This window comes from Streptomyces sp. SCSIO ZS0520 (assembly GCF_025643355.1).
GTDB lineage: Bacteria > Actinomycetota > Actinomycetes > Streptomycetales > Streptomycetaceae > Streptomyces > Streptomyces physcomitrii.
This window is the reverse complement of sequence record NZ_CP092644.1, coordinates 4,508,552-4,532,230: the sequence shown is the minus strand read 5'-3', so window position 1 is coordinate 4,532,230 and position 23,679 is coordinate 4,508,552. Positions and strand designations below refer to the sequence as shown.

20 protein-coding genes and 1 pseudogene are annotated in these 23,679 nt (G+C 72.8%); 11 read left to right on the top strand and 10 right to left on the bottom strand.

What is annotated here, in order from left to right:
- Window positions 1-315 precede the first annotated feature (315 nt).
- The 7 genes from MID12_RS17770 to MID12_RS17745 all read right to left on the bottom strand — a co-directional run bounded on the left by MID12_RS17770 (window position 316) and on the right by MID12_RS17745 (window position 5,936).
- A complete protein-coding gene (locus tag MID12_RS17770) occupies window positions 316-603 on the bottom strand; it encodes a DUF1416 domain-containing protein (RefSeq protein WP_040251982.1) in 288 nt (95 codons plus the stop codon).
- A gap of 41 nt (window positions 604-644) precedes the next feature.
- Window positions 645-1,484 (bottom strand): sulfurtransferase, encoded by an 840-nt coding sequence (locus tag MID12_RS17765; RefSeq protein ID WP_263168531.1) that lies wholly within the window; start codon window positions 1,482-1,484, stop codon window positions 645-647.
- Between the two features lie 142 nt (window positions 1,485-1,626).
- A complete protein-coding gene (locus MID12_RS32485; RefSeq protein ID WP_363330067.1) occupies window positions 1,627-1,734 on the bottom strand; it encodes a putative leader peptide in 108 nt (35 codons plus the stop codon).
- A gap of 266 nt (window positions 1,735-2,000) precedes the next feature.
- Complete coding sequence (locus tag MID12_RS17760) at window positions 2,001-2,774, bottom strand: DUF2993 domain-containing protein (protein ID WP_040251978.1); 774 nt, start codon at window positions 2,772-2,774, stop codon at window positions 2,001-2,003.
- Window positions 2,775-2,950: 176 nt separating this feature from the next.
- Window positions 2,951-4,483, bottom strand: a complete 1,533-nt coding sequence (locus MID12_RS17755) for a hypothetical protein (RefSeq protein WP_263168526.1) — start codon at window positions 4,481-4,483, stop codon at window positions 2,951-2,953.
- Window positions 4,484-4,488: 5 nt separating this feature from the next.
- Window positions 4,489-4,743, bottom strand: a complete 255-nt coding sequence (locus MID12_RS17750) for a MoaD/ThiS family protein (protein WP_040251976.1) — start codon at window positions 4,741-4,743, stop codon at window positions 4,489-4,491.
- A gap of 209 nt (window positions 4,744-4,952) precedes the next feature.
- Window positions 4,953-5,936 carry an alpha/beta hydrolase family protein gene (locus MID12_RS17745; protein ID WP_411576968.1) on the bottom strand — a complete coding sequence of 328 codons (984 nt, stop codon included), beginning with the start codon at window positions 5,934-5,936 and terminating at the stop codon, window positions 4,953-4,955.
- A 331-nt stretch (window positions 5,937-6,267) separates the two neighbouring features.
- Here MID12_RS17745 and MID12_RS17740 point away from each other — a divergent pair, with 331 nt between their 5' ends.
- On the top strand, window positions 6,268-7,092 hold the full coding sequence (locus MID12_RS17740; RefSeq protein ID WP_040251974.1) for a winged-helix domain-containing protein: 825 nt from the start codon (window positions 6,268-6,270) through the stop codon (window positions 7,090-7,092).
- A 23-nt stretch (window positions 7,093-7,115) separates the two neighbouring features.
- Window positions 7,116-8,138: a LacI family DNA-binding transcriptional regulator gene (locus MID12_RS17735; RefSeq protein WP_040251971.1), complete on the top strand. Its 1,023-nt coding sequence runs from the start codon at window positions 7,116-7,118 to the stop codon at window positions 8,136-8,138.
- A gap of 328 nt (window positions 8,139-8,466) precedes the next feature.
- On the opposite strand, the gene MID12_RS17730 is transcribed toward MID12_RS17735, so the two are convergent.
- On the bottom strand, window positions 8,467-10,236 hold the full coding sequence (locus MID12_RS17730) for a trypsin-like serine protease (protein ID WP_263168520.1): 1,770 nt from the start codon (window positions 10,234-10,236) through the stop codon (window positions 8,467-8,469).
- 543 nt (window positions 10,237-10,779) lie between these two features.
- On the opposite strand from MID12_RS17730, the gene MID12_RS17725 reads away from it, so the two are divergent.
- From MID12_RS17725 to MID12_RS17715, 3 genes are all read left to right on the top strand, one after another.
- Entirely contained in the window at window positions 10,780-11,976 is a 1,197-nt protein-coding gene (locus tag MID12_RS17725; protein WP_263168517.1) for a S1C family serine protease, read from the top strand.
- Window positions 11,977-12,428: 452 nt separating this feature from the next.
- Window positions 12,429-13,166 carry a response regulator transcription factor gene (locus tag MID12_RS17720; RefSeq protein WP_040251963.1) on the top strand — a complete coding sequence of 246 codons (738 nt, stop codon included), beginning with the start codon at window positions 12,429-12,431 and terminating at the stop codon, window positions 13,164-13,166.
- On the top strand, window positions 13,163-14,635 hold the full coding sequence (locus MID12_RS17715) for a sensor histidine kinase (protein ID WP_263168513.1): 1,473 nt from the start codon (window positions 13,163-13,165) through the stop codon (window positions 14,633-14,635). The genes MID12_RS17720 and MID12_RS17715 overlap by 4 nt, the downstream gene beginning before the upstream one ends.
- 129 nt (window positions 14,636-14,764) lie before the next feature.
- Here the strand turns inward: MID12_RS17715 and MID12_RS17710 are convergent, their stop codons facing one another.
- Together MID12_RS17710 and MID12_RS17705 are read right to left on the bottom strand one after the other, a co-directional pair.
- Complete coding sequence (locus MID12_RS17710; protein ID WP_263168511.1) at window positions 14,765-15,817, bottom strand: phosphatidylinositol-specific phospholipase C; 1,053 nt, start codon at window positions 15,815-15,817, stop codon at window positions 14,765-14,767.
- A gap of 308 nt (window positions 15,818-16,125) precedes the next feature.
- Entirely contained in the window at window positions 16,126-17,952 is a 1,827-nt protein-coding gene (locus MID12_RS17705; RefSeq protein WP_040251961.1) for a bifunctional metallophosphatase/5'-nucleotidase, read from the bottom strand.
- Window positions 17,953-18,178: 226 nt separating this feature from the next.
- On the opposite strand from MID12_RS17705, the gene MID12_RS17700 reads away from it, so the two are divergent.
- The 6 genes and pseudogenes from MID12_RS17700 (at window position 18,179) to MID12_RS17675 (ending at window position 23,534) form a co-directional block, all read left to right on the top strand.
- A complete protein-coding gene (locus tag MID12_RS17700) occupies window positions 18,179-19,366 on the top strand; it encodes a YhcG family protein (RefSeq protein ID WP_263168507.1) in 1,188 nt (395 codons plus the stop codon).
- 186 nt (window positions 19,367-19,552) lie between these two features.
- The gene (locus MID12_RS17695; RefSeq protein WP_252100558.1) at window positions 19,553-19,681 is read left to right on the top strand and encodes an LPFR motif small protein; all 129 of its coding nucleotides are present in this window, start codon (window positions 19,553-19,555) and stop codon (window positions 19,679-19,681) included.
- Window positions 19,682-19,740: 59 nt separating this feature from the next.
- Entirely contained in the window at window positions 19,741-20,673 is a 933-nt protein-coding gene (mshD, locus tag MID12_RS17690; RefSeq protein ID WP_263168504.1) for a mycothiol synthase, read from the top strand.
- A gap of 214 nt (window positions 20,674-20,887) precedes the next feature.
- Window positions 20,888-21,256: pseudogene (locus tag MID12_RS17685) on the top strand (GntR family transcriptional regulator); the annotation flags it as partial.
- A gap of 242 nt (window positions 21,257-21,498) precedes the next feature.
- The gene (locus MID12_RS17680; protein ID WP_263168501.1) at window positions 21,499-22,479 is read left to right on the top strand and encodes an ABC transporter ATP-binding protein; all 981 of its coding nucleotides are present in this window, start codon (window positions 21,499-21,501) and stop codon (window positions 22,477-22,479) included.
- Window positions 22,476-23,534 carry an ABC transporter permease gene (locus MID12_RS17675; protein ID WP_263168499.1) on the top strand — a complete coding sequence of 353 codons (1,059 nt, stop codon included), beginning with the start codon at window positions 22,476-22,478 and terminating at the stop codon, window positions 23,532-23,534. Before MID12_RS17680 ends, MID12_RS17675 begins: the two co-directional genes overlap by 4 nt.
- Window positions 23,535-23,679 lie beyond the last annotated feature (145 nt).

Genomic DNA, 23,679 nt, shown 5'->3' with positions numbered 1-23,679 from the left:
GTAGGGCCGCAGGGCGCCTCGCGCGGCCGGAGCGGGCGGGCCCGCTCCCCGCGGCTCCGGGAGCAACTCGGGCCGGGCGAAAGGGCGGCCGGGCGAGCAGCCGCCCGCGGAAGGCGCACGGGCGAGGAGACGCACGGGCGAGGAGACGCACCCGCGGAAGGCGCGCGGGCGGGCAGCCGCGCGGGCGCACGGCGCGGGCGCCGCCCCCGCCGCCCGCTCATGCCACAGGACCGCACCCCGCCAGGCGTCCAACCCTGGGGTGCGGTCCTGTGACCGTTCTGTGGGACGCGGCCGCCGCCGCGGGCCGCGGCGGGCTCAGACCGCGATCGCGACCTCGGAGAGGCCACCGGTCTGGGCGACGACGGTACGGTCCGCGGTGCCGCCCGGCACCAGGGCGCGCACGGTCCAGGTGCCCTCGGCCGCGTAGAAGCGGAACTGTCCGGTCGCCGAGGTGGGCACCTCGGCGGTGAACTCGCCGGTCGAGTCCAGGAGGCGGACGTACCCGGTGACGGGCTGGCCGTCGCGGGTCACGCTGCCCTGGATGGTGGTCTCACCGGGCTTGATCGTCGAGGGGTCCGGGCCGCCGGCCTGCGCTCCACACATGTGCTGTCTTCCGTTCTTCTGGTGTCAGGTCGGTTCGGGGGTCAGGAGTTGGCGCCGAGCTCGATCGGCACGCCGACCAGGGAGCCGTACTCGGTCCAGGAGCCGTCGTAGTTCTTGACGTTCTGGACGCCGAGGATCTCGTGCAGCACGAACCAGGTGAGCGCGGAACGCTCACCGATGCGGCAGTACGCGATGGTGTCGGTGCCGAGGTCGACCTTCTCGTCCTCGTAGAGCTTCTTGAGCTCGTCGTCGGAGCGGAAGGTGCCGTCGTCGTTGGCGTTCTTCGACCAGGGGATGTTGCGGGCGCCGGTGACGTGGCCGGGGCGCTGCGACTGCTCCTGCGGCAGGTGCGCCGGGGCGAGCAGCTTGCCGCTGAACTCGTCGGGCGAGCGCACGTCGACCAGGTTCTGCTTGCCGATCGCGGCGACCACGTCGTCGCGGAAGGCGCGGATGGAGGTGTCCTGGGCCTTGGCCTTGTAGTCGGTGGCCGGGCGGGAGGGCACCTCGGAGACCAGCTCGCGGGCGTCCAGCTCCCACTTCTTGCGGCCGCCGTCGAGCAGCTTCACGGAGTCGTGGCCGTAGAGCTTGAAGTACCAGTAGGCGTACGAGGCGAACCAGTTGTTGTTGCCGCCGTAGAGGATCACCGTGTCGTCGTTGGCGATGCCCCGCTCGGACAGCAGCTTCTCGAAGCCGGCCTGGTCGACGAAGTCGCGGCGGACCGGGTCCTGGAGGTCCTTCTGCCAGTCGATCTTGACGGCGTTCCTGATGTGGTTCGTGTCGTACGCGGAGGCGTCCTCGTCGACCTCGACGAGGACGACCTTCGGGTTGTCGAGGTTGGCCTCGACCCAGTCGGCGTCTACCAGGACGTCGCTGCGGCTCATGCTTCTCTCCTCCGGGGCAGGTGCGGCGGGGTGTGCGGAACGGGGGCGTACAGGCCGGGGCGGAGCGCGCACGGCGCGCGGCGGCGGCTGTACAGGGGGTGGCCAGGCAAGGGCCGGTGAGGGCGCGGAACCGGAGGTCCGCTCAGAAGGTGCGACAGAGCATGGCGGCGACGCGGCACAGGTCCACTGCCCGCCGCTTCGTGAGATCCGCCTGTCCCCGGTGGTGGGAACGGCTCTGGGTGCACTGCATGACTGCGATCGTAGGGACGGACAGGCGGCCGTGTCACCGGCGTGTCAGATGATGAGACGCGATCATCCGGATACTGGAATCTGCCCACCTCCCCGGCCCGACCGGGCGCCGCGCGGCCGTACTGCGGCGCACCTCACATCTACGGTACGGACGGGTGCGTCTCGTATGGCGGACTTGGCAGGTGACACGCGGGCGGGGGACGGGGCGACCGCGTCCCGGGAGCGGGCGCCCCCGGGAGCGTGCCCCGCCAGGAGCCGGGCGGGCCCCTACGAGCCCAGCTTCACCCCGGCGCCCGTCACGGAGACCTCGACGCCGTCCTCCGCGGCCTCGACCCTGTCCAGGTGGATGCCCGCGGGCAGTCCGCTGATCCGCTGCTGGAAGTCGGTGATCTCGCGCACCTTGTCCTCGGCGACCTTCACCGGGATCTTCGGCAGCGCGTCGGCGTGCACCTTCACGATGTCGTCGTCGACGCGGGCGCTGCTCATCACGTACACCGGGTCCGGCAGCGCCCGGCCGAGCACGGTGGCCTTCACCTCGACCTTGATCCGGCCGTTGCCGCCGTCCGAGAGCCCGGTCACCTTGGCGGTGACGCCCGGGGCCAGCTCCATCGGCTCGACCTGGGCGGCCTTGAGGAGTTCGGCGTAGGAGATGGTGGCGGTGCCGTCGGCGCGCTTGGCGGTGGCCGAGCTGTAGTCGCCGGAGAACTCCACGTCGTGCAGCTTGGCGTCGAGGCGCTCGATGAGGACGGAGTCGGCGCCCTCGCGGGTGGAGTCCTGGCCGTCCTGCGAGCCCGCCGGGGTCTCGGTCCGCGCGCGGTAGTCGTCCATCCGGACCTCGACCTCGTCCAGGGTGCCGCCCGCGGCCTGGGTGAGGAAGGGGAAGCCCTTGATCGAGACGTCCGGGTTCTTGTCCAGGCCCTCGCTCTCGCGCACCTTGTCCGCCGCCTTGCCCTCGGCGTAGTTGACGGCGATCCGGTCGACCGCCACGAAGAGGCCCCCGAGGACCACCAGGACGATCAAAGTTATTCGCAGTGCGCGCATTCTCCGTGAATCCCCCACCTCAGAGGTCATTTGCCGGCCGAGCCTAACCCGCGGGTACGCCCCGGTCCGGACGTATCGGATGTTGTCGACCAGCTGTGACGGACCGGCACGGGGCGTACGGCCGCGGGCACGGGGTGTGGAGCCGGAGCGGGCCCCCGGCCCTCCGCCCCGCGGGCTCAGCCGAGGAGTTCGCCCGCCAGGTAGACGGCGGGTGCGGCGGCGGCCAGCGGCAGGGCCACGCCCGCGGTCATGTGCACGAAGCGGGACGGGTAGTCGTAGCTCGCCGCCCGGTGCCCGACCAGCGCGCAGAGGCCCGCCGCGAGTCCGATCACCGCGCCCTCGGCGGTGCTCGCGTCCCCGGCGAGGGCGCTCACCCCGGCCGTCACCGCGCCCATGCCCGCGGCGGCCAGCAGGGCGAGCAGCGCGGAGGGCGCGGTCGGCAGCGGCAGCGCGCGCACCAGCATCGCGAGGGCGACCGCGGCCCCGCCGACACCGACCGCCTCGGGCGGCGCCGCGAGGTGACCGGCGGCGACCACCGTCAGGGCGGCCGAGGTCAGGGTGGCCATGAGCGCCGTCATCCGCTCGTCGGCCGAGGCGTGGCTGCGCAGTTGCAGGACCACGGTGCCGAGCACCGCGAGCGCGATCGCGCCGAGCAGCGCCACCGGGGCGTTCCCGCGCCCGCCCGCGAGCACCGCCGCATCCGCGGTGAGCCCGGCGGCGAAGGCGAGCAGGATCCCCTGCCGCGCGGGCCACATCCCGTTCAGCCGGAACCAGCCCGCCGCGGTCACGGCCTGCAGCAGCACCAGCGGCACCACCAGCCCGTACGCCCCGGCCGCCGAGGCCCCGCAGAGGATCAGCGCGAGCAGCGCGGTCAGCCCCGCGGGCTGGAGCCCGGGCTCGATGACCGGCGAGCGCCCCTCCGCCCGCGCCCGCTGCGCCTCGGTGAGCGGCTCGTCCCGGGGCGGGACCGGCGCCGGTGCCGCCTCGTGCCCCGGCGCCGCGAAGGCCGCGGGAGCGGGCTCCCGGTCGGCGGGCCCCCGCGCTCCGGGCTGCTGCCCGGCCGCCGGGTACTCCGCGAACTCCGCGAACTCCGCCTGCTGCTGCGGAAGCGGGAAGGCCGTGTCGGTGTCCGTCGCCTGCGCCTGCGGCTGCGGCTGCGACTGCGGCTGTGACTGCGACTGCGACTGCGGGACCGGCTGGTCGTACGTCCCGTAACCGGGGTGCCCGGAGTGGGCGGCGGACTGCGCGTCGTACGCCCCGCCGTCCGGGGAGTATCCGCCGGAGGCGCCGGGTGCCGCGCCGTACTGCCCGTGCCCGTCCGGGGCGCCGGGGGCCGCGCCGTACTGCGCGTCCGGCTGCCCCGCGTACGGCTGCCGCCCCGCCGGGTAGCCGTCCTGACCGGGGTAGGGCCGCTGACCGGGGTAGGGCTGCTGTCCGCCGTACTGCTGCGGGTTCTCGTAGGCGTACGTCCGCGGATCGGTGCCGGGGTACGCCTGCTGTCCGGGGTACTGCTCCTGCCCGGGGTAGGGCTGCTGGTCCCCGTAGGCGTAGGACTGCTGCCCGGGGTATGCGGGCGGCTGCTCGGCAGGGGTCCCCGGGGCGGCGGCGTACGGCTGCTGCTCGCCGTAGTAGGGCCCCGGGTCCTCGTCGTGCGGGCGGCGGGGGGAGGAGTGCTCGTAGGCGCCGTCCTCGTACGGCTGGTGCGTCATCGTGCTCATCCTCCTGCGAACGGCGGGAGCACTTCGACGGTGCCGCCCTCGGCCAGCCGTACGGTCTCATGTCCGCGGGTGCCCACGGGCAGCGAGTCGACCAGGAAGGAGCAGCGCGCGAGGACGCGGACCAGTTCGCCCGGGTGCCGCTCGCGGGCGGCGTCCAGCGCCTCCGCCAGCGTCGCCGCCTCGTACGGCTCCTGGTCCACCCCGGCCGCGGACTTCGCCGCCGCCCAGTAGCGGATCGTGCCGACCGCCATCCGGCGCTCCCTTCTGCGAGCCGTACCTGCCCGTGGTCCCCCGGCGGCGCTGGGTCCGTCCGGCGAGGTGGTCCGTCCCGGCAGGTGCTCCGGCCCGGTCTCCGGCGCCCCATGATGCCGCCCCGGGCGCGCGGGCCGGAAACGGCGCCGCGCGCGGCGGGTTCACCGGGCCCGGCCGCCCTCCCCGCTCCCGGCCGCGCGCGGCGGGTTCACTCCGCCGGGCCGTCCTCCCCGCTGCCGGCCGCCCGCCGCAGGATCCACTCGCCGATCCGCTCCAGGACCGCGTCCGGGGCGGCGTTCTCCGCGTGGCCCATGCCCGGCTCGATCCACAGCTCGGCGTGGCCGCCCGCGGCCCGGTCGAGCATGTGCGGATGGTCGAGCGGGAAGTAGGGGTCGCGGTCGCCGTGGACCAGGAGCAGCGGGACCGGCGCGATGTACGGGACGGCCTCGGCGGGCGAGGGCGGGACCGGGTTCCAGTCGCGGGAGTGGATCCGGGTGCGGAAGCCGAGGCGGCTGACCAGGCGCCCCTCGGGCCGCAGCACCAGCCAGTGCAGCCTGCGCATGGGCGCCGTCCCCCGGTAGAACCACCGCGCGGGGGCGCTCACGGAGACCACTGCCACCGGTCGCGCTTCCGTGCGCCCCTTGTGCGCCCCCTGCGCTGCCGAGCACTCCCCTGCTCCCCCGGCCTCAGCGGCGGCACCGAGGGTCCCGGCCCCTCCCGAGGCCGCCGCGTCCGGCACGTCCGCCGCGTCCGCCGCGTCCGCCTCCGCCCTCGCCTCCGCCGCGTGCCGGAGCACCACCGAGCCGCCCATGGAGAAGCCCACGGTCGCCACCCGCCGGTAGCCGAGCGAGCGCGCCCACGCCACGACGGCCGCCAGATCGAGCAGCTCCCGGTCGCCGACCGTGGAACGTCCGCCGGAACCCCCGTGACCGCGAAAGGAAAACGTGACCACGGGCGCGTAACGCGTGAGAACCCGCGCGGCGCGGCGCAGATGCGGGCGGTCACGCGAACCGGTGAATCCGTGCGCGAGGACGATCACAAGATCATCCGGGGCGGTCTCGGACCCCGGACCGGGCGCGTGGGCGACCTCCAGGGCCACGTTGTCCGAGGTGTGGACGGTCCCGAGCTGGGCAGGCGCCGTGACGGGCCGCACAGAAGAGCCATGGTTCCGACCTGCCTCATCGCCACTCATGTGGGCTATTCTGCTGGGAATGAGGATCCGGGCAGCGACGCCCCCGGGTCCTTTTGTGCTTCGGGTGGCGCTGCCACCGCGTTGTATACGAACGGCCCTCCGCGATTCCCCCGGGAAACCGCGGATAAGAGCACTCTGGCCGTCCGACGGCAACGGCGCCGTCGGACGCGCGGCACACTGCTTCCCCGGAAGCGGTGCCGCATCGTACGAAGCAGTGCCGCATGACCCGGGCCCCCGGGGCCCGGAGGTACCCCCATCGAAGGGACCGAGGAGGAACCGACGAAATGGGCGAGCGAACCGTGCACACGACGCGCAGGGCAGGTGGAGTCCGATGAGCTCCCTGCTGCTGCTGACCAACGCCCTCCAGCCGTCGACGGAGGTGCTCCCCGCGCTCGGCCTGCTGCTGCACAACGTGCGGGTCGCCCCCGCCGAGGGCCCCGCACTCGTGGACACCCCGGGCGCCGACGTCATCCTGATCGACGGCCGCCGTGACCTGCCGCAGGTCCGCAACCTGTGTCAGCTGCTGCGCTCCACCGGGCCCGGCTGTCCGCTCGTACTCGTCGTGACCGAGGGCGGGCTCGCCGCGGTCACCGCGGACTGGGGCATCGACGACGTCCTGCTGGACACCGCGGGACCGGCCGAGGTCGAGGCCCGGCTGCGGCTCGCGATGGGCCGCCAGCAGATCGCCACCGACGACTCCCCCATGGAGATCCGCAACGGCGACCTCTCCGTCGACGAGGCCACCTACAGCGCCAAGCTCAAGGGCCGGGTGCTCGACCTCACCTTCAAGGAGTTCGAGCTCCTGAAGTACCTGGCCCAGCACCCGGGCCGGGTCTTCACCCGCGCCCAGCTGCTCCAGGAGGTCTGGGGCTACGACTACTTCGGCGGCACCCGCACGGTCGATGTGCACGTGCGAAGGCTGCGCGCCAAGCTCGGCCCCGAACACGAGTCGCTGATCGGCACCGTCCGCAACGTCGGCTACCGCTTCGTCACCCCGGAGAAGCCGGACCGCGGCGCTTCCGCAGGTGAGGGGAGCTCCGGCAAGGGCGCCGGGAAGTCCGCGAAGAGCGGGGCAAAGCAGGACGACTCGGACGAGGACGCGGCGGCGAGGGTCGTCGCGGAAGCAGAAGCGGCGGTACGCCCTGCAAAGAGGTAGGGGTGCCCGCGTAGACTTCGCGGGTGGCCAAGGTGACGCGGGACGACGTGGCGCGACTGGCGGGTACTTCGACCGCGGTCGTCAGCTATGTGATCAACAACGGACCCCGGCCGGTCGCCCCGGCCACCCGTGAGCGGGTACTCGCCGCTATCAAGGAGCTGGGGTACCGGCCGGACCGTGTGGCGCAGGCGATGGCCTCGCGCCGCACGGACCTCATAGGCATGATCGTGCCGGACGCCCGCCAGCCCTTCTTCGCGGAGATGGCGCACGCGGTCGAACAGGCCGCCGCCGACCGCGGAAAGATGGTCCTGGTCGGCAACTCCGACTACCTCGACGAGCGCGAGGTCCACTATCTGCGGGCCTTCCTCGGCATGCGGGTCTCGGGCCTGATCCTGGTCAGCCAGGGTCCCAGCGAGACCGCCGCGGTCGAGATAGACGCCTGGGACGCGCGCGTGGTGCTGCTGCACCGCCGCCCCGAGGCGATCGAGGACGTCGCCGTCGTCACCGACGACGTCAGCGGCGCCCAGCTCGCCACCAGCCACCTCCTCGACCACGGGCACGCCTACGTGGCCTGCCTAGGCGGCACCGAGGAGACCCCGGCGGTCGGCGACCCCGTCTCCGACCATGTCGAGGGCTGGCGGCGCGCGATGGACGAGGCCGGGCGCTCCACCGAGGGGCGCCTTTTCCAGGCCCCGTACAACCGCTACGACGCCTACCAGGTCGCGCTGCGGCTGCTCGACGGCCCCGACCGGCCGCCGGCCATCGTCTGCGCCACCGACGACCAGGCCATCGGGGTGCTGCGGGCCGCGCGCGAGCTGCGGATCGACGTGCCGGGCGGTCTCGCCGTCGCGGGCTTCGACGACGTCAAGGAAGCCGGGCTGACCGATCCGCCGCTGACCACGGTCGCCAGCGACCGGCAGGCCATGGCGCGCGCCGCGGTCGACCTCGTCCTCGACGACGGGCTGCGGGTCGCGGGCTCCCGCCGCGAACGCCTCAAGCTCTTCCCGTCCCGCCTGGTCATCCGCCGGTCCTGCGGCTGCGACTGAGAGAGCACGGGGCGCGGGGGCGCGGGGAGCGTGCCGCCGGTCGGTTCTTCGGTTCTTCCGCCGGTCGCACCAACACCCTTCGTACGTATGCCGATCCGCCGATCCGTCAATTGGCCGGTCCGATGGGCGTACGTACGAAGGGTGTTGGCATGAAGAGCGTTTGTATGAACTTGCATGGAGCGGGGCCGAGCGGGTGGGTCCGGGGTGGTTTCGAGGATGAGGGTCGGTTCATCGCATGGGCGGTGAACCGACGACCTCACTGACGTTGAAGTGATCAACCGCCGAGCCGATCAGCCTTCGGATCTGAACCGACTGATCAACCGACTGATCAGAACAGCAGGTTGTACTGGTTGAAGCCGGTGCCGAGGCTGGTGGGTGCGGCGAAGAGGTCGGCGGAGGCCTTCCCGGTGCCCTTGTGCAGCCAGAGCTTTCCGGCCGAGTCACGGGTGAGGACGTCCGCGATCCCGTCGCCGGTCATGTCACCGTTGGTCACCATGGCGCTGTACTTCCAGCCGGTACGGGCCTGGATCCGCGCCGCCCACGGGGACTTGGCGTCGCCGGTGCCCCGGTAGAGCCACAGGGTGTTGCCGCTGTCCTTGACCAGGAGGTCGGCCTTGCCGTCGCCGGAGAGGTCCCCGCGCCCGTACACCTTCACGTTCTTCCAGGACTTGTCGACCACCTTGATCTTGGCCTCGAACTGCCCGTTGCCCTTGCCCGGGTACAGATACGCCGAGCCGTCGGTGTCCACCACGACCAGGTCGGGCCGCCCGTCCCCGGTCATGTCCCCCGGGAAGGCGTACGAGGGGTAGCCGCCCCATACCGAGGAGATCTCCGCCCACTTCCAGGTCCAGCTCTGGTGGTCCAGGTAGTTGCGGTACAGCTTGCCGTCGGCCGTGTCCCGGATGACCAGGTCCTGGAACCAGTCCCGGTCCAGGTCGGCCTGGAGCCCCCAGCCGAGCGACTCCCAGCCGTGGCTGACGAAGGCGCGCTGCGCGAGCCCGGTGCCGGTGCTGTCCTGCTGGAAGAGGCCGCCGGAGGGCGTACGGGCGAGCAGGTCGGCGCGGCCGTCGAAGGAGAGGTCGGCGTCGTCGATCCGCGGCTGCGCGGCCCAGGCGTACGAACTGACCTTGGAGAAGACCGGATAGGCGCCCTTGGCGGTGCAGCCCTCCACGCCCCAGGAGACGATGCCCGCGATCTTGCCGTTCACCACGAGCGGGCCGCCGGAGTCGCCGTTGCAGGGGCTGGTGGTCCCCTCGTCGGCGCCCGAGGCGGGCGTACCCGCGCAGGCCATGGAGCCCTCGACGAAGTAGTCCTGCCCGAAGACCTCGCCGAGCGCGCTGTCGCAGGTGGCGTCGGCGACCATCGGCAGCTCGGCCTTGCGCAGCTTCGCCGCCAGCGGGGCGCCCGGGGCACCGGAGGTCAGGCCCCAGCCGTAGACGGTGCCCTTGGTGCCCGGGGTGTAGAGGGAGCTGTCGTTCGAGGCCGCGAGGCGCAGCCAGGCGCTCTCCAGCGGCGAGGAGAGGGTGAGGACGGCGATGTCGTCCTTGATCGTCTCCGGGTTGTAGCGGGGGTGGTTCCACTGGGCGTGGACGCCGGTCACGGTGCCGTTCGCGTAGTCGTCGAGGTCGGTGGTGCCGGACAGGACGGCGCCGTTCTTCGCCCAGTCGAGGCCCGCGACGCAGTGCGCGGCGGTGAGGACCTTGTTCGGGGCGACCAGCGCGCCGCCGCAGAACCAGCCCTCGCCGGTGGACTCGTCGTAGTAGCCGAGCTGGACCATCCAGGGGGCCTTGGCGATGGTGGTCTCGCTGCCGCCGATGATGAACGGCGTCGCCTTCGGGGCCTTGCGGCGGGTGCCGTCCGGCTCGGCGACGGCGTTGTGCCGCTGGGCGGCGCGCAGGCGCTCCCGCAGCTCGTGCGCGGAGGCCTTCGGCTTCGGGACCGGCTTCGCGAGCCCCGCCGCGGGCAGTCCGGGCGGCTGCTCGTCCGCGGCGGCGGGCCCGGCGGCGAGGGCTCCGGCACAGCTGAGCGCCAGGGCGAGGGTGACGGCGGACAGGCCGGTGAGGGCCCGTCTGCTCCGGCCACGCAGGACACGTATCACGGGGGTCTCCGGGGAGGGTGAGGTGAGCTGAGGTGAAGTCAGGTGAAGTGAAGTCGGGTGAGGTGAAGTGAGCGGGGCAGAGGGAGCGTGCGGGCCCCGGCAGGAACAGCCCGTATCTCAGGAAAGACGGCCCGTGCCGCTTCATCCGGCCCGCGCCGCATCGCGCCCTCCGGCTCGTCGAGCCTAGAACGCGCCGCGATCTCTGCACGGGAACCTCACAGAAGACGGCCGGATCACGGTCCATCACGGCCGATCACAGGGGAGTTGTCCCGTTTCTGTCCGTTCCTTCTTCCGAAGTCGACTGCTGGCGACCGGAGTTGAACGGTAAGCCTCAGTCCTCTCCACCCGTCGCGAGCTCCCCTCCACCCCTCCACCCCTCCATCCCTCCATCCCTCCGCTCCTCCGCCGCTCTCCCCTCCCTGTCGTCTCTGTCGTCTCTCCCTCGGCCGCCGTCCCCGTCCTTATATGGGGCATACGCACTTCTGCCGGGCTTCTCAGGGCGCACTCAGGCGGCTCTCATCTACGGCGCCGAGTCTGGTTGTCATGAACGAGAACACCCGCCAGAGCGGCGCCTACGACCAGGGCGGCCCCGAGGGGTCGTCGCACTCCGAGCAGTACGGCCCCGGGCCGGGCGCACCGCAGGGCGGCTACCCGCCCCGCCCGGCGCACGAGCCCGCGGGGCACCGCGCGACCGGCGGCGGAACCCATGCCTGGCCGAGCCAGTCCGGCTGGGGCGGCCAGGGGGGCTGGAGCGGCCACGGCGCCCACGGCGGCTCCGGTACGGACGGCGGCGGCTCCGGTGGGGACGGCGGCGTCGGCGGCGGTGTGCCGGTGGGCGGTCACGGGGAGCGGCGGCGGGCCCGACGGCCGGTGGCCCTCTTCGCGGCGGTCGCGCTGGTGGCGGCCGCGGTGGGCGGCGGCACCGCCTACGCCGTGCAGGAGCTGGACGACGGCGGTCAGGGCACGGCGACCAGCGCCACCGGCACGGTGAACGGCACCAGCGTGGCCACCAGCAGCAAGGGCACGGTCGCGGGCGTCGCCGCCGCGGTGAGCCCGAGCATCGTCGAGGTGACGGCGGCCGCGCAGGGCGGGAAGTCCACCGGCTCCGGGGTCGTCGTCACCGCGGACGGGGAGATCGTCACCAACAACCATGTGGTCGCGGGCGCCTCCTCGGTCAAGGTGACCACGAACGACGGCAAGTCCTACCGCGCCGAGGTGGTCGGCACGGACAGCAAGAAGGACCTGGCCCTGCTCAAGGCGAGCGGCGCCCCGAAGCTCAAGCCCGCCTCCCTCGGCGACTCCTCGGACCTCCAGGTCGGCCAGGACGTGGTCGCGATCGGTTCGCCCGAGGGCCTCAGCGGCACCGTCACCCGGGGCATCGTCTCCGCCCTGGACCGGGACGTCACGGTCGCCAGCGAGCAGGAGCAGCAGCCGCAGGCGCCGAGCCCCGAGGACGGCTGGCCCTTCGAGTTCGACGGCCGCCAGTTCAACGGCGACACCGGCTCCTCGACCACCACGTACAAGGCGATCCAGACCGACGCCTCGCTGAACCCGGGCAACTCCGGTGGCGCGCTGATCAATATGAACGGCGAGATCATCGGCATCAACTCCGCGATGTACGCGCCGAGTTCGAGCAGCGGCGGCTCCGGCGACTCGGGCAGCGCGGGCCTCGGCTTCGCCATCCCGGTCAATACGGTGAAGGCGGACCTGGACCAGTTGCGGTCGGGGGCGAGCAGCTGAGGGGTGACGGCGGCCGGTGGCGGGTGGCACGGGTCCTGGGACGGCGGGGACGGGGATCGCGGGAGCTGGGATCGACGGAGCCGGGGACAGGGGAGCCGGGGGCTGAGGATCAGGGGAGCACGGATCCCAGGACCGGGAATCTTGGGACCAGGAATCCCGGGACCAGGAATCCCGGAATGACGGACCCCGGGACTGGGAAACCGGGGATCGTGAATCCGGGGACTGCGGATCCCGGGACGGCGAATCCCAGGATCACGGATCCCAGGACCGCGGATCCCAGGATCACGGACCCCGGGACCACGATTCCGGGGACCGCCGATCCCAGGACAGACCGTGCCCCCCACCGGGCCGCGTCCCCGTCCCCTCGTACCCTCCCGGCGTGCAAGGCTGAGTCCGACCGCGCTGGGACCGAGCGTCCCCTCCCGCCCCCGCCGTACCCGAGGAACCCGCCCATGTCACCCGCCCCCGGCGCCGAAGGCGCACCGCAGCAGCGCATCCTGATCGTCGACGACGAGCCCGCCGTGCGCGAGGCGCTCCAGCGCTCGCTGGCCTTCGAGGGCTACGGCACCGAGGTCGCCGCCGACGGCCTCGAAGCCCTGGAGAAGGACGACTCGTACCGCCCCGATCTGGTCGTCCTCGACATCCAGATGCCGCGCATGGACGGACTGACCGCCGCCCGGCGGATACGGGCCACCGGCAGCAGGGTCCCGATCCTGATGCTGACCGCGCGGGACACGGTGGGCGACCGGGTCACCGGACTGGACGCGGGCGCCGACGACTACCTGGTCAAGCCCTTCGAGCTGGACGAACTCCTGGCCCGCATCCGGGCCCTGCTGCGCCGCAGCTCGTACGCGACGGAGGAGGGCGGCGCCGAGGAGGGCGAGGTGCTCGCCTTCGGCGATCTGCGGATGGACCTCGCCACCCGGGAGGTCACCCGCGGCGGGCGCCGGGTGGAGCTGACCCGCACCGAGTTCACCCTCCTGGAGATGTTCCTGGCGCATCCGCGGCAGGTGCTGACCCGCGAGCAGATCCTCAAGGCGGTCTGGGGCTTCGACTTCGAGCCCACCTCCAACTCCCTGGACGTGTACGTGATGTACCTGCGCCGCAAGACGGAGGCGGGCGGCGAGCCGCGCCTCGTGCACACGGTGCGCGGGGTCGGGTACGCCCTGCGCGCGGGCGGTCCGGAGTGAGCGGACGGCTGCGCGCGCTGCCGCTGCGTTCCCGGCTCGCCCTGCTCGTGGCGGCGGCGGTCGCGCTCGCGGTGGCGATCGCGGCCACCGCCTGCTGGGTGCTCACCCGCAACCAGCTGCGGGACGAGCTGGACGACTCGCTGCGCAACACCACCGCCGCCGAGCCCTACCTCCAGGCCCTGCGGCAGAACTGCTCCCCCGACTCCCGCACCGGCGAGAACGCCCCGCCCGCCTTCGCCTACATCCAGACCGTGCAGGGCGACGGCTCCCGCTGCGTCGGCCTCGGCTCCAAGGCGGTGGACGTCGGCAGCGCGGACCAGCAGGTCGCGCTCGGGCTGCGGGGCAGCGCCCTGCACGACGCGCGGACCGTCGACGGTGAACAGGTGCGCGTCTTCACGCAGTTGTCCGAGGGCCGGATCGCGGTGAGCATCTCCCGGCCGCTCACCGAGATCGACCAGTCCCTCAACCGGCTCGCCCTGCTGCTCGCCGCGGTCGCCGGGCTCGGCGTCTTCGGCGCCGGGGCCGCGGGCCTGTGGGTCGCCCGTACCGCGCTGCACCCGGTGGACGAACTCACCGGCGCCGTCGAGCATGTGGCGCGCACCGAGGACCTGGCGGTGCAGATCCCGGTCGACGGCGACGACGAGATCGCCCGCCTCTCCCGCTCCTTCAACGCGATGACCACCGCGCTCGCCTCCTCACGCGATCTCCAGCAGCAGCTGATCGCCGACGCGGGGCACGAACTGCGCACCCCGCTCACCTCGCTGCGCACCAATATCGACCTCCTGGTGCGCAGCGAGGAGAGCGGCCGGGACATCCCCGCCGAGGACCGGCGCGCCCTGCTCGCCTCCGTCCAGGCCCAGATGGCCGAACTCGCCGCCCTCATCGGCGACTTGCAGGAGCTCTCCCGCTCGGACACCGGCCAGCAGGGCAGCCGCGCCGAGGTGGTCGCGCTGCACGAACTGACCGCCACCGCCCTGGAACGCGCCCGCCTGCGCGGCCCCGAACTGCGTATCGACTCGGCCCTCGACCCCTGGTACGTACGCGCCGATCCGGCGACCCTGGAGCGCGCCCTGGTCAACATCCTCGACAATGCGGTGAAGTTCAGCCCGAGTGCGGGCACCATCGAAGTCAGCCTGCGCAAGGGCGAGTTGACGGTGCGGGACCACGGGCCCGGGATCGCCCCGGAGGAACTCCCGCACGTCTTCGACCGCTTCTGGCGCTCCCCCTCCGCCCGCGGCCTGCCCGGCTCCGGCCTCGGCCTGTCGATCGTGGCCCGTACGGTGCAGCAGGCGGGCGGCGAGATCGGCCTGCGGCCCGCCCACGGCGGCGGGACGGTGGCGACCCTGCGGCTGCCGGGCGCCTCCGAACCGCCCCCGCGACTGGAGGAGGCGGACGAGGGGCCGCCCGCTCCCCCGGGCTCGGGCTCGGGTTCGAGCTCAGGTTCGGGCTCAAGCTCGGGGGAGGTCTGAGGCTCCCGTCGGGGACCACGCGGGCGGCCCGCCGGTGTTCAACTCGCCCGTGTCCACATGCCGTTCAGCGCGCGGGTACCCAACTCCGCCGTGACGCGGGTACCCAACTCCGCCGCGAACGGTCGCTGTTCAGCGCGCCCCAGGGTTGTGCCGCAGCAGGGCGTCCAGCAGTCCGTCGGTGGCCTCGGGGAAGTCCAGCGGCACGATGCCGAGGCCCTGCCAGCCGCCGGCCTCGGAACCGTTCAGGAAGTCGCGCACCTGGGGGTTGAGGCGCTCGGCGTTGGAGGAGGGCGGCAGCAGCGCGGCGGTGCTGACGAAGTTGATGTACTGCTTGCCGGGCTCGTTCGCCGCCTTGCGGAAGTGGTCCTCGATCAGGGGGTACTTGCGCAGCGGTTCGGCGTTGTAGTCGTCCTGGATGTCGAAGACCGAGGCATCGCCCCAACGCACCCCGGGCAGACCGCCGTTGTCCGCGATCAGCACCACCTTGCCGCGCGCCTCGCCGAGCGCGGGCAGGGCGTCGGCGACATGGAAGAGCGAACGCCAGCCCTTCCCGTCGAGGTAGTCGTCGAAGACCCGCCGGAACTCCGCGTCGCTCTCCTCGGAGTACTCCTGCTTGACCCGCATCAGTACGGTCTCGGAGGGCTGCGCGGTCAGGAAGTCCCGGCAGGCGGTGAGCACGTCGTCGAAGTTGAGGTTCTGGTAGAAGGCGGCGTGGTGGATGGTGAAGGCGTTCTCGAAGAGGCGGCAGCGGATGTCCAGGAAGCGGACTCCGGCGTCCAGTTGCTCCCGTATCAGCAGGTCCTGGCACTCCACCCAGGGCCCGCCGAAACGCGCCCCCGAGTCATGCGTACCGGGAATCGTCAGCGCGCGCAGGGCCGTGGCGTCCCCGATCCCGCCCATCCAGTCCTGGACTCCGCGCAGCCGGGCACGGGTGCGGGTGGCGCGGGGCGAAGGGAGCGGGTGCGCCTTCGGGGGCGCGGTGGCCGCGGCGGCGGAGTGCGCGCCCGCGAAGGCCAGCGCCCCGCCCGCGGCGACCGCCCCGGCCCTGCCGAGGAAGGAACGGCGGCTGGTGGCACGGGAGTTCGGGGTGGGGCCCGGGGTGAGGACCGGATGAGCGGCGGTGTCCGGGGGCGGTACGGCGCCCGTGGTCGTGCCGAGGTCTGGGGTCACGTCAGCAGTCATGGCGGCAGCGAAGCACAGGGCGCGTCCGGCGGACAGAGTGCGGAGCGAACCAGTCCGGAGTGAACCGGTCCGCAGGAGAGGGGATACGAGCGGGAGTCCACGAGGGGGAGACAGGAGCGGGAGTGGGTGACCGTGCCCCCTCAGCTCTCCCCCGCCGCACGCCCCGCCCCTCCGCGTACGGAGGCGGACGAGCGGAACGGGACAGGCGAAGGGCCCCGGCGGAATCCCACCGGGGCCCTCTCCGTACGGGGCCGGGGCCGCAACGCCCGCCCCGCACGGACTACTTCACGTACACCTGCCTACTTCCTCTACTTCACCACCGTGATCCGGTCCGCCTTCGGCGGGGTGAGCGGCTTGTCGGCCGAGGAGTTGGCGGTGAGGTAGTCGTTGAAGGCCTTCAGGTCGTCGCCGCCGACCAGCGGCTTGGCGCCCTTGCCCAGCTCGGCGAAGCCGTCGCCGCCGCCCGCGAGGAAGGAGTTGAGGGCGACGCGGTAGGTGGCCTTCGGGTCGAGGGCCTTGCCGTCGAGCTTGACGGAGTCGGTGACCACCCGGGCGGCACCGGACTTCGTCAGGTCCAGGGTGTAGGTGAAGCCGTCCGAGACCTGGAGGATCTTCGGCGCGGCCTCGTTGCCGCCGCTGACCTGCTGCTGAAGCGCCGTCACCAGTTGCGCGCCGGTGAGGTCGACCAGGTTGACGGTGTTGCTGAAGGGCTGCACGGTGAAGCCCTCGCCGTAGGTCACGACGCCGTCGCCCTCGCTGCCGCTCGCCTTGTGCACCAGGTCGGCGCGGATGCCGCCCGGGTTCATCAGGGCCAGGTCGGTCTCGGGGTCGAGGGACTTGGCGTGGGCGAGCTGGGCGTCGGCGATCACATCACCGAGCGGGGCCTCGGGCGCGGTGGCGGTGCCCTTGCCGGGCAGGTCGGCGGAGATGTAGCCGACGGGCTGGTTGGCGATCGGGGCGGCCAGCTCGTTCCAGCGGCCGATCAGCTTGGTGATGTCCGCGGCCTTCGGCTGCTCGCGGCTGACCACGTGGTTCGCCGACTTCACGCTGGTACGGACGATGTCCTGGGTCCGGCGGTCGTAGGTGAGCGTGGTGTCGGTGTAGAGGCGCCCGAAGGAGGAGGCCGAGGTGACCATCCGCGGCTTGCCCGAGGGGTCGGGGATGTCGCAGACGTACGCCTGGTGGGTGTGGCCGGTGACCAGGGCGTCCACCTTGGGCGTGATGCCCTTGGCGATGTCGACGATCGGGCCGGAGACACCGTCGCCCGCGCCGGGCGAGTCGCAGTCGTAGTTGTACGACTCGGAGGCCGGGGCGCCGCCCTCGTGGATGAGCGCGACGATCGACTTCACGCCCTTGCGGTTCAGCTCGTTCGCGTACTTGTTGACCGTCTCGACCTCGTCGTGGAACTTCAGGCCCTTGATGCCCTCGGCGGAGACGATGTCCGGAGTGCCCTCCAGGGTCACGCCGATGAAGCCGATCTTGACGCCCTTGTGCTTCCAGACCGTGTACGGCTTGAGGATCGGCTTGTCCGTCTTCTCGTCGCGCACATTGGCGGCGAGGTACGGGAAGTCGGCCCCCTTGAACTTCTTGCCCTCCTCGAAGCAGCCGTCCTTCGGGTGGCAGCCGCCCTTCTGCATCCGCGCGAGTTCGATCGCGCCCTCGTCGAACTCGTGGTTGCCGACGCCCGTGACGTCGAGGTCCAGCTTGTTCAGCGCCTCGATCGTCGGCTCGTCGTGGAAGAGCCCGGAGAGCAGGGGGCTCGCGCCGACCATGTCGCCCGCGCCCGCGGTCACGCTGTACTTCTGGCCCTTGCGGGCCGTGCGCAGCGAACTCGCCAGGTACTCCACGCCGCCCGCGTCGATCTTCTTGACCGAGCCGTCCGGCTGCACCTCGCTGACCTGGCCGGAGGACCCGGCGGGGGGCTCCAGATTGCCGTGGAGGTCGTTGAAGGACAGCAGTTGGACGTCGACCGTGCGGCCCTTGCCGTGCCCATGGCCGTGACCGTGGTCCTTGCCGGTGCCGGCGACGGCGGGCAGCGCGGCCACCAGCCCGCCGACCGCGGCGAGCGACGCCCCGGCGATGAGCAGACGCCGGGTACGGGACCTCTTCTTGTGAGTCTGGGCTGTGGCGGACACAGGCCCCCCTGTGGGTTTCGAGGACGAGCAGACGGTTTCAGCAAGGCGCAGCCTAGGTTGACGCGCGTAGCCCAACCAGGGGGAACGGGTTACGGACTGGTTGCGAGCCGGGGACCGTCCCACCCAGGAGGCCGCATCTCCGCACGCAGTACGACAACTCACTCTTCCAGGCGAGATATCCCCGCAGAAACGTCACCGCACGCCTGTACGAAGTGAAGCTTGCCGCATGACGCACGACCTCACCGACGAGACCGGCAACCTCCCGCTTCCCCGGCAGAGTTCGCGCGCCCGCGACTCGGCGCCGGGGGCCGCTGACCCGGCCGTGCCATCGGGGTTCTACGAACTGGTGGACGACCTCAAGACCCTGGTCCGGGGTGCCCATCTCCGGGCCCGGCTCAAGGTGAACACCGAGATGATCCGGATGTACGGGGAGATCGGACGGACGATTCTGGAGCGGCAGGAGCAGGGCGGGTGGGGGTCGAAGGTCATCGACCGCGTGGCGACCGAGCTGCGGACCGAGTTCCCCGACCAGCGCGGATTCAGCCGCAGCAACATCAAGTACATGCAGCAGTTCGCCCGGACCTGGCCCGAGTCAATTGGCCAACAGATTGTTGGCCAATTGCCCTGGGGCCACATCATCGCCCTCATGCAGGGCTGCAAGACCCGCCCCGAGCAGGACTTCTACGCCCGCCGGGCGAGCGAGGAGGGCTGGTCCCGCAGCCAGTTGGAGCTGCAGATCCGCACCCGCCTGCATGAGCGAGCGGGCGGGGCCGCCAACAACTTCGCGGCCACCCTTCCCGCGGAGGACGCCGCGGCCCTGTCCGGGATCGTGAAGGACCCCTACCGCTTCGAGTTCACCCGGGCGGTCGTCGGCGGGACGCAGGAGCGGGAGCTGGAGGACGCGCTGTGCGAGCGCGTGGTGCAGTTCCTCACCGAACTGGGCGCCGGATTCGGCTTCATGGGGCGGCAGTACCCGCTCCGGGTCGGGCGCTCCGACTACCGGATCGACCTGCTCTTCTACCACGCGCGCCTGCACCGGTACGTGGTGGTGGAGCTGAAGACGACCAAGGCGGAGCCCGAGCACCTGGGCAAGCTCAACTTCTATCTGGCGGTCGCGGACGACCTCCTGCGGGACACCGCGCGCGACGACCCCACCATCGGTCTGCTCATCGCCGCCGAGCAGGACGAGCTGGTGGTCGAGTACGCCCTGAGCCGCTCCGGAAGCCCCCTCGCCGTGGCCACCTGGACCGGAGTCGACGCCGAGGCCCAGCAGCAGCTGCCGAGCGCGGAGGAGGTGGCCCGGGTGGCACAGGACGCCCTGCGGGCCGAGTGCGGCAGTACCCGGCAGCCAGAGGAGGAGAGGGGAGAGCGGGGAGGGAGGGAAAGGGAAGGAGGGCTCGGGGTGCGGGGGTGACGGGGGTCGGGGGTGACAGGGGTGAGGCGAGGAGCGGGCCGCGTACGGCAGGGTGCACGGCAGGGGAAAAGCGATAGAGAGGATTCCGTTTCTGTGCGGGGGAAGGGGGCACGCGGAGAGAGAACGGCCGTACCGCACGGCAGCAGCCTCCGGTCGCCGACCGGGGCCGCAGAACGGAGGTACACCATGCTGAAGGCCATCGCCGATGTCTTTCGCACCATCGGTGGCGCCATCGCCACCATCGTCACCCTGCCCTTCCGCATCATCGCCCGCCTCTTCGGCGGAGCCTCGGACACGGCACGCGGGCACCACTGAGCGAGGGCGGTGCGGTGGCGGAGGGCCGGGCGATCCGCCGTGCCGCTTATCCTCGACCCATGACCAGCGACGACGCGGCAACACCCGCCACCCTCCGCCGTATCGAGACTCTGGACACGCTCTCGCCCGAGCGCGCCGGGGCCGTCCTTGAGCTGATCGACGCGGCCGCCCGCGAGGACGGGCAGCCCGCGGTCAGCGAACAGGGCCGGCTCCAACTGCGGGGCGGTGAGCGGCCCGGCGTACGGCATCTGCTGCTGTACACGGGCGAGGAGCTGCTGGGCTACGCGCAGCTGGAGGACACCGACCCCATCGAGGCTCCCGCCGCGGAGCTGGTCGTGCACCCGGCCCACCGGGGCAGGGGGCACGGCCGGGCGCTCGGCACCCTGCTGCTCGACGAGTCGGGGCGGCGGCTGCGGGTGTGGGCGCACGGCGGGCACTCCGCGGCCCGGCACCTGGCGCAGGTCCTCGGGCTCACCCTCTTCCGCGAACTGCGCCAGATGCGCCGCCCGTTGACCGGACTCGAACTCCCCGAGCCGGTGCTGCCGCCCGAGGTCGCCGTACGCCCCTTCGCACCCGGCCAGGACGACGCGGCCTGGCTCGCCGCGAACGCCGCCGCCTTCGCCCACCACCCCGAACAGGGCTCCCTCAGCCAGCGCGACCTGGACGACCGCAAGGCGGAGCCCTGGTTCGACCCGGAGGGCTTCTTCCTCGCGGTGCGGGAGCCCGCGGGCGACCTGCTGGGCTTCCACTGGACCAAGGTGCACGCGCAGGAGGGGCTCGGCGAGGTCTACGTCGTCGGGGTGCTCCCCGAGGCGCAGGGCAGCGGGCTCGGCAAGGCGCTCACCACCATCGGCCTGCGCCATCTCGCGGGCCGCGGCCTCGGCACGGCGATGCTCTACGTGGACGCGGACAACAAGGCCGCGGTCAGCGTGTACGAGCGGCTGGGCTTCTCCACGTACGAGACCGATCTGATGTACCGGACGGAGTCCTGAGCGAGCGGGTCGCACGCAGCGGCGCGGATCACGGCGGGTCACGGCGGATCGCGACCGGCGGACCCGGACCACGGCCGGTAGAGCGGACCGCCACCGGCGGAGCGGATGCCAGCTGACAGAGCGGATCCCCACTGACAGAAGGGGCGGCGTACTTGACGCCGCCCCTTCTGTGGACCACCTTTCACTACTTGATTAGTGAAAGGGTGTTGCTGGCGTGGTCCAGTACCGCATCGACCGGCGCAGCGGCGTCGCCACCTATGTGCAGATCGTGCAGCAGACCCGGCAGGCGCTGCGGCTCGGCCTGCTGGAGCCGGGGGACAAGCTGCCCACCGCCCGGGAGGTCGTCGAGGCCACGGCGATCAATCCGAACACCGTCCTGAAGGCCTACCGCGAGCTGGAACGCGAGGGGCTCGTCGAGGCGCGGCGCGGGCTCGGCACCTTTGTGCGCCGGACCCTGGGCGCCGCCCCCACCGACACCCCCTTGCGCGCCGAACTCGCCGAGTGGGCGGGGCGGGCCCGGGCCGCCGGGCTCGAACGGGAGGACGTCGCCGCGCTGTTCACCGCCGTCCTCGACGAGCGCTTCGGGGCGGCCGGGACCGGATCCGCACCACCCACCGGCGCGGACCCCGACTCCGACCCGCACTCCCACTCCGCCCCCGGCTCCGACTCCGACTCCGGCTCCGATACGGCCACGGTCGCGCCTGCGGCCACGGCCGCGACGGGCAAGGCCGCCAAGGCCGCCACCGGCTCCGACCCCGCCCCGCACCCGCCGGGCGCGGAGCACGCACACCACGCAGCGCACACACACCAAGGGGGATCCCGCCCATGAAGGACACCGCCGTCGAGGCGGCAGCGCTCGGCAGGAAGTTCGGGGGGCGTACCGGTTCGCCGTTCGCCCGGTCGCGCAGGCGGGCCCCCGGAGGTGCCGCGGACCCCGCGACCCGGGGGCCGGGCCGCGGGACCTGGGCGCTCCGGGAGTGCACCGTGGCCGTCCCGGCGGGACGCATCTGCGCCGTGGTCGGGCCGAACGGTGCCGGGAAGTCGACGCTGCTCGCCCATGCCGCCGGGCTGCTCCGCCCCACCGAGGGCAGCATCCGGGTGCTCGGCACCGCACCGGTCGCGGCCCGCGAACGGCTCGCCTATGTGGCCCAGGACAAGCCGCTGCACCCGCAGTTGACCGTCGAGGAGACCCTGCGGCTCGGCCGCGAACTCAACCCGGGCCGCTGGGACCGGGCCGCCGCGGAGCGGGTGGCCGAGGACGGGCGGTTCGCCGACCGTACCCGGGTGGGCCGGCTCTCCGGCGGGCAGCGGACCCGGCTCGCCCTGGCCCTCGCGCTCGGCAAGCGGCCCGAACTCCTGCTCCTGGACGAGCCGATGGCCGACCTCGACCCGCTGGCCCGGCACGAGCTGATGGGCCTGCTGCTCGCGGAGGCCGCCGAGAACGGCACCACGGTGCTGATGAGTTCGCACATCCTCGGTGAACTCGCCACCGCCTGCGACCACTTGGTGCTGCTCGGCGCCGGGCGGGTACGGCTGGCGGGGGAGGTGGAGGAGGTGCTCGCCGCGCACACCCTGGTCACCGGCCGGGGCACCCCGGCCGATCTGGAGGGCCGTACGGTGGTCGAGTCCCGGCCCACCGGGCGCGGGCTGACCGCGCTGCTGCGCACCACGGAGCCGCTGGGCGCGGGCTGGGAGAGCGCCGCGCCCTCGCTGGAGGAGATCCTGCTCGGCTATCTGCGCACCCTGGACGACGCCCCGGCGGCCGAGCGCACCGCGGAGCGCGTACCCGAGGAGGCGGCCTCGTGAGCACCCGCCGCGCGGGGACCGCGCCCCCGGACGCCCGCCCCGCGTCCTCCCCGCCTCCGCGGGAGGACGCCCCCCACAGCCTTCAGGCACCGGCCACCTGGCTGCGCGGCCCGTACTGGACCACGGCACGGACGCACCGGACCGCCCCTCCGGCCGTGCTCGCCCTGGTGCTGCTCGCGGGGCTCCTCGTCCTGCTCGGGCAGGTCTGGCTGGCGCTGACCAAGGACCAGCCGTGCAGCGGCGAACTCGGCCTGGACTGCGGCGGGTTCTGGGAGCGGGCCGGCGCCGAGCAGTTCCTCGACAAGGTCGGCGAACGGGGCCGCCTGGCGCTGCTCCTGTGGCCCGCGGCGGTGGCCGCCTTCGTCGCGGGACCGCTGACCGGGCGGGAACTGGAGAACGGGCTGCACCGCCTCGACTGGACCCAGTCCGTGACCCCGGCCCGCTGGCTGACCGCGAAACTCGTCCTCGCCACCGCGGTCGCCGTGCCCGCGGTGGCCCTCCTGTGCGGGGTGCTCGCGCTGGCCGAGCCGCCCGGCGCCGACAACGGAGGCTGGACGGACTGGACCGTCCGGGGCGACTTCGAGACCCGCAGCGCGGTCCTCGGCGCGTACACGGTGCTGGCCCTGGCGCTCGGCGCCCTGACCGGTCTGGTGCTGCGCCGGGGCTACCTCGCGCTCGCCCTCGCGGGCGGGATCGGTGCCGCGCTGCCGCAGCTGGCGGCCTCGCTCCGCTGGGAGCTCTGGCCGGTGCGCACCCTGACGGCGACGCAGGTGGAGCGGACCGACATCCCGCCGATGGTGGATGCCGACAGCGTCCGCATGGACTGGGGCCAGATCACCGCCACCGGGCGGCAGGTGCCCGCCGACTACTGCACCCAGCAGACCGGCAACCCCGGGGAGTGCCCGCCGGGCGTACGGATCACCGGGGTGTGGGCGGAGTACCACCCGCGCGCCCACTTCTGGTACGTACAGCTCACCGAGTCGCTGCTCGTCCTCGCCCTGGCCGCGGTCCTCGTCTGGGCCGCCTACCGGGTGCTGCGGCACCGGACCGGCTGAGCGGCGGCGCTCCGGCGGCCCCGGGCGCCGGACCCCCCGGGGCCGCCCCCCGATGTCCTGCACGTCATGTCGCCGTAACCGTTGATTCAGGTGGCCTTGCGAGGCTCGGGCAATGCAGCCCGCCGTGCCCGAGCCCCCGCCGCCG